The organism is Alkalibacterium iburiense, from assembly GCF_039521845.1.
GTDB classification, from domain to species: domain Bacteria; phylum Bacillota; class Bacilli; order Lactobacillales; family Carnobacteriaceae_A; genus Alkalibacterium; species Alkalibacterium iburiense.
This window is the reverse complement of sequence record NZ_BAAACW010000025.1, coordinates 1-5,509: the sequence shown is the minus strand read 5'-3', so window position 1 is coordinate 5,509 and position 5,509 is coordinate 1. Positions and strand designations below refer to the sequence as shown.

The window sequence follows — 5,509 nt, the reverse complement described above, 5'->3', positions numbered from 1 at the left end:
CATAAAGTCATCATATTTTTTCGTCTCGTTTAAACTCGTATTCATTTTACCTATAGCGTTGACTAAGGTCATGATCGTTTGAGCTAAGATCGTAACAGATCCGGCAAAGATGACAAAGCTAGAAACCGGAATAGCTCCCGCCGCAATCAATTGAACACTTCTAATATAAGATAAGGCGGATAGACCGATAATCCCTATATTTACCAGGGTGCTTTCTGTCCATGTCACCCTTACTTTCGGTTGGATGATCCGGTGGTATTCCGCAATCGTTTTATCTTCAATCTGCTTGAACCAGTCTTTCATTTGGAAAATACGTACATCTTTAGTGATACGGGATTCCCCATATACTTTTCTCAAGTAACGTAATTTTTGAGAATTGGCTGCTTTCGCTTGAAATAATTTCCGGTCCATCTTCACTTGCCATACATTAAAGATGACAACAATGAGGAGAAACACACCCACTAAAACAAGAAACAGAGATTCTAGTTGACTTAAAATATTGATATACAAAACAACTCCTAGAAATGAACTGCATAATTCAATGATTTCCGTTACTAATCGGCCAAAAAGAGTCGTGTTGTTATCAGTCAATTCACTGGCATTGTTGTACCTTTCCTGCGCTTCTTTTCCTATAATGAGCGGATAATCCAGTTTCAAATACTTCGTTTCAATTTTATTTCTCATGAAATCTCTTAAATGGTTCATATTCTCTTCTTGGTAGAGCATAAAATAGTAGTTACCCATTTGAGCGATGCCAATAAGAGCAATAAATACGAGTAATCTTAGTAGGTACTCCCTAATCGCTACCCCTTCCATTAACCACTGAATCACAAAAGCAGATAAAAGCAATTGGAGTAAGGGTAAGGCCGCGCTAATAAGGGTAGCTAATAGAATGGCTATAAATACTGTCGGTTTGAATGCATATAACTCCTTCAATAAAATTTTTGTATACTTCACTTTTTCTTTCATCTTCATCACCTCAATCGTATCTTACCAAAAAAAATACACTCCCTATTCAGAAGTGTATGAATGGTTAGTATTTGGTTACGAACGGTTTTTAAGCGGCAATGTCACTTCTGTCGCAAACACGCCATCTTCCCATTTACGGTTGACCATGCCTTGATACCTCTCCACTGCCTGTTCAATTCGGTACAGGCCATAGCCTCTTCTGTTGATGCTTTTTAATGAAAATAGAGAAGGTTTTGGATTCTCTGTCATTGTGTTCGTCACATTAATATACAACGTGTTTTTCATTGGTGCTATGTATAAACGAATAAAACGTTCTTCAGCAGAACTGGATCCTTTCTCAGTCGCTTCTATAGCGTTGGTCAGCAAGTTACCCAATATGATTGCTAAATCGACATGCTCTACACCCAATTCATTAGGAGCTATGGCTGTCGCATAGAGAGCAACGCCTTTTTGTTTAGCAGCTGTCAATTTTGTATTAACGATGGCATCTATCATCGTGTTCCCTGTTTGAATGATCGTATCGACTTGATTCAATTCATTGGTCAGCTGTTTAATATAAGCATCCAATTCATCCAGACGGCGGTCATTCATTAAGGTGTGCATCACCTGTAAATGATTGCGATAGTCATGACGAATGCCTCTCATCTGTCTATAAATCGTTTCGACTTCTACGCTGTATTGGTCGAGTTCCTTTTCTTGTATTTTATAAAAATCAATGCTCTTTTTTTGCCTAACTATAACTATCCCTGCACTGAGAAGGATAATAAGCATGACAGTTAGCCCTATCCAATCAGTCATTGTAAAACACCGCTCCTTTGTTAAAGGCAATAAATTTTTCTTGAACTGTTTTGGCGAGACGCCTAGAAACGGGGACAGTTTGTCCGTTGGATAATTCAACATCTGTTTTTAACAGGCGATGAATGTGAGCGACATTGACTAAGTAACTTCGGTGAGTCTGGATAAAGTCAGCGTTAAGCTTGTCCTCCAATTCTTTTAAAGGACGAGTGACGGTGATCACTTGATTGTTTAAATGAATCTCACATTCACGTTTGATGACTTCAATGTACAGAATATCATCCAGTAGAAGTTTATGCATCTCACCTTCTGCTTCCAGAGTTAAGGTTTCTTTCACTAAGGGTTTTCTATCGAGATGTCTTTGGATGACTTGCTTAATTTTGTCAATTTCAATGGGTTTGAGCAGGTAATCCAGCGCCTGCACTTCAAAGCCTTGAACGGCATATTCGGCAAATGCGGTCGCAAAGACGAGCGTCACTTCTTGGTCCATTTCTCTTATTTTCTTAGCCACTTCCAACCCATTAATCTGCTTCATTTCGATGTCCAAGAAAACAATATCTAAATCTTTGTTATCTTCTAACTCAAAAAGAAAGGCTTCTCCACTTGAATAAAAGGACATATTTGCGTGCAGACCCATTTCATTTGTTGTTTGATTGATTAGTGACTTCATCGCATCAAGTTGAAGGTTTTCATCATCTACTATCGCTATGTGTAATTCTTTAGACATTTGGTGCCCTCCTTTTCTAAAGCTTAAGTTTGTCTAAGTTCATTGCCTTTCATTCTTCGTATGCAGTATAATTAATCATAATATAACATAAAAAAGAGGAGTTCTATATAGTGTTAAATATTGAGAACATTCAACCCGTAATTATAGGGACAGACGTGAATGCTTACGGTGTAGCCAGAGCCTTTCATACAGAATACGGTTTAAAGAGTAAGCTGTTCGGTAGTAGTAAACTGTTAATGGTGGATCATTCTGCCATTTGTAATGTAACTGAAGTAGCTGACTTTCAAAAAGATAGCGTGATGGTCGAAACATTAATGACCTACTCCAAAAATAACCCAGAAAAACAATTAGTTTTATTAGCAGCGAGTGAGCAGTATGTTTTTAGACTATTAGAACACTACGACGACTTAAAAGATTATTATACTATCCCTTATTCAACCCCTGAATTAGGACTTAAACTAAGTGATAAAATGAATTTCTATTCTTACTGTGAAAAATATGGGTTAGATTATCCTTTAGCCAATACAGTGAGCAGAGAGAATCATTCATCTTTTTCTTTTGACATTGAGTATCCAGTGATCTTAAAGCCAACTGAAAGCAATGACTATTTTAATTTAGATTTTCCTGGAAAAGAAAAAGCTTATATCATTCAAAATGAAAACCAGCTGCACAAAAAACTGGGTGCTATTTATGCAACTGACTACAAACATGATATGATTATTCAGGAATATATTCCTGGTGACACTACGAATGAATATGTTATGAACACCTATTCTGACTCAAACGGTCATGTCAAATTGTTGTCTCTGGGAAGAATCGCTGTTGAAGATCCTCAACCAGAAATGCGTGGGAATTACCTGAGTATCATCAGTCCGAAAAAAACGGATGCACCTAAAGAACTTTATGAAAAAGTTAAAAGCTTTTTAGAAAGCATTAACTTTACGGGCTTGGCTAACTTCGACTTTAAATATGACTCAAGAGACGGCAAGTTTAAAGCTTTTGAAATTAACTTGCGTCAAGGTCGAAGTAGTTTCTTTTCTGTCTTAGCTGGTGCGAACTTTGCCATTCCTATTGTGAATGAGTTGCTTGGGGAAAGTGACCAGAATGATTTAATGATTGGCGAAGATGACTTTCTTTGGATTAACTGTCATAAGAAAAGCATTTATCGAATTTTAAAGGATACTGATCCAGCTATCTATAATCGAGCAAGGGTAATGAAGAATGTGGGGGACACCCTGACCTATTCAAAGGATAAAAATATAGTCAGAACTTTAAAAATTAAAAAATATTATCATACCGTTGACAAACGTTTAAAACAATACAGTTAATGTCTTCAAAGCCCGCACATAATTTTGTGCGGGATTTTTAAATATTAAAATATATATAAAGCTTTTACTAATGTCTTTTTGTATGATATAGTTTACATATAGAGTCATAAACTAACCAAACAGGAGGACAGTCATGGCAAAAAACTTAAAATTAAAAGCGGCTCGTGCGAGAAAGGACATGTCGCAGCAAAAACTGGCAGATGCCGTCGATGTGACCAGGCAGACGATCAGTGCGATAGAGCGGGGAGATTATAACCCGACGATTAATTTATGCATACGGATTTGCAAAGCTTTAAACGTTACACTGAATGACTTATTTTGGGAGGGTACAACGAATGACTAATTATGATGAATATCAGAAATTTATACGCTACAAATATGGCCACCATGGCTTTATCGCTGTTCTCGCTCTTGTTTTAATAAACTATTTCTTTAGTTTATTTTATGAATTTCAATGGGCAGAAAGCAAAGAACTGGAAATAATAGTGCTCGTATCTGTTGTAGTTATTATTACGGCAGTATTGAATATTTACCATGGCGCCTACTTTACTAAAAAGCAGAGTCCCATGCTTTACGGCGTGCTGTTCGTCTTTATCGGATTAATGAATCTCTACCTTTCCTTTTCCGCTTATAGTCCTTTAATCGAAGGTGGACTAGTGACTTCAAACATCATTACAGTTCTAAACGCCATCTTATTCTTGTCTTTGCCTTTAGCCTATTATACGAGAAGATTGGTGGATAAAAGAAGAGAAGAGAAGGATGACGACTATGCCTAAATCCATTTTAGCTATTACCGGTCCGACTTCAGGGATCGGTATGGGAACCGTGAAAGCTTTAATACATGATTTTGATTGTGTCCTTCTGCTTTGCCGGAATTTAGAAAAGGGAGAGAGATTAAAGCAGGAGTTAAGCGAACGCTATACGGAATTGGACATTCATTTGATCGAATGCGACTTAAGTGACCTCTCTTCTGTGAGAGCAGCCGCTGCTTCTATACAAGAAAACGTCACGCATATTGATTGTTTAATCAATAATGCCGGCATCGTGTCTATTTATAATAGAAAAAGTGTGGATGGCTACGAATTAATGATGGCCACAAACTATTTGGGACCCTTTTTGCTCACCCATGAATTGCTGCCGCTTGTTATGGAGAGTGACCGGAAGCAAATCATTATGGTCTCTTCTGGCGCCTACAAATTCGCTCCAATGAAACGCCCCTTCTTTCAGCCGGATCGATTCAATGCTATTACCGGTTATGGTCGTTCAAAACTCGGCACGCTTTATTTAGCACAGGAACTGCATGAAAAATACTCTCGATAAGGATTAAAAACGACCGCCGTACATCCCGGGATGGTTTCAACTAATATTGGAAAAAATAATGTGAGCAAAAAATTAGGAGATTTTGTATTTAAAGTCTTGGATTCTTTCTTCATTACGATTGAAGAAGGAGCTCACTCTGTCGTCTCTGCAGTGAAGCAGCCTGAAAAGTATGCCGGTTTTTACTCCCATGAAGGAGACGTTATAGCGGTAAAAAAACACGGCAGCGACTTTAAGATGCGAAGAGAATTTATTGATGCGACGCTTGAAGAATTAGGTTTGACAGAATTATAATTATGATAATCTTCCTAAATATATTAATAAAAAAACTGCACTCTAATTTGAGTTGCAGTTTTTATTATTGGTTAAAGTT

The 5,509-nt window shown here is 37.4% G+C and carries 8 protein-coding genes; 5 read left to right on the top strand and 3 right to left on the bottom strand.

Features of this window, described 5'->3' with window-relative positions:
• From ABDZ53_RS02170 to ABDZ53_RS02160, 3 genes are all read right to left on the bottom strand, one after another.
• Nucleotides 1-969, bottom strand: a 969-nt coding sequence (locus ABDZ53_RS02170) for a hypothetical protein (protein ID WP_343753525.1), incomplete at its 3' end; no start/stop codon positions are given.
• Nucleotides 970-1,044: 75 nt separating this feature from the next.
• Complete coding sequence (locus tag ABDZ53_RS02165) at nt 1,045-1,767, bottom strand: sensor histidine kinase (RefSeq protein WP_343753523.1); 723 nt, start codon at nt 1,765-1,767, stop codon at nt 1,045-1,047.
• Nucleotides 1,760-2,491: a LytR/AlgR family response regulator transcription factor gene (locus tag ABDZ53_RS02160; protein ID WP_343753521.1), complete on the bottom strand. Its 732-nt coding sequence runs from the start codon at nt 2,489-2,491 to the stop codon at nt 1,760-1,762. Before ABDZ53_RS02160 ends, ABDZ53_RS02165 begins: the two co-directional genes overlap by 8 nt.
• Before the next feature lie 110 nt (nt 2,492-2,601).
• Here ABDZ53_RS02160 and ABDZ53_RS02155 point away from each other — a divergent pair, with 110 nt between their 5' ends.
• The 5 genes from ABDZ53_RS02155 to ABDZ53_RS02135 all read left to right on the top strand — a co-directional run bounded on the left by ABDZ53_RS02155 (nt 2,602) and on the right by ABDZ53_RS02135 (nt 5,430).
• Nucleotides 2,602-3,819 (top strand): carboxylate--amine ligase, encoded by a 1,218-nt coding sequence (locus ABDZ53_RS02155; RefSeq protein ID WP_343753518.1) that lies wholly within the window; start codon nt 2,602-2,604, stop codon nt 3,817-3,819.
• Nucleotides 3,820-3,952: 133 nt separating this feature from the next.
• Nucleotides 3,953-4,162 (top strand): helix-turn-helix transcriptional regulator, encoded by a 210-nt coding sequence (locus ABDZ53_RS02150; protein ID WP_343753516.1) that lies wholly within the window; start codon nt 3,953-3,955, stop codon nt 4,160-4,162.
• The gene (locus ABDZ53_RS02145; protein ID WP_343753514.1) at nt 4,155-4,595 is read left to right on the top strand and encodes a hypothetical protein; all 441 of its coding nucleotides are present in this window, start codon (nt 4,155-4,157) and stop codon (nt 4,593-4,595) included. The genes ABDZ53_RS02150 and ABDZ53_RS02145 overlap by 8 nt, the downstream gene beginning before the upstream one ends.
• On the top strand, nt 4,588-5,139 hold the full coding sequence (locus ABDZ53_RS02140) for an SDR family NAD(P)-dependent oxidoreductase (RefSeq protein WP_343753512.1): 552 nt from the start codon (nt 4,588-4,590) through the stop codon (nt 5,137-5,139). The genes ABDZ53_RS02145 and ABDZ53_RS02140 overlap by 8 nt, the downstream gene beginning before the upstream one ends.
• Before the next feature lie 60 nt (nt 5,140-5,199).
• Entirely contained in the window at nt 5,200-5,430 is a 231-nt protein-coding gene (locus tag ABDZ53_RS02135; RefSeq protein WP_343753510.1) for a hypothetical protein, read from the top strand.
• The last annotated feature ends 79 nt before the right edge of the window (nt 5,431-5,509 follow it).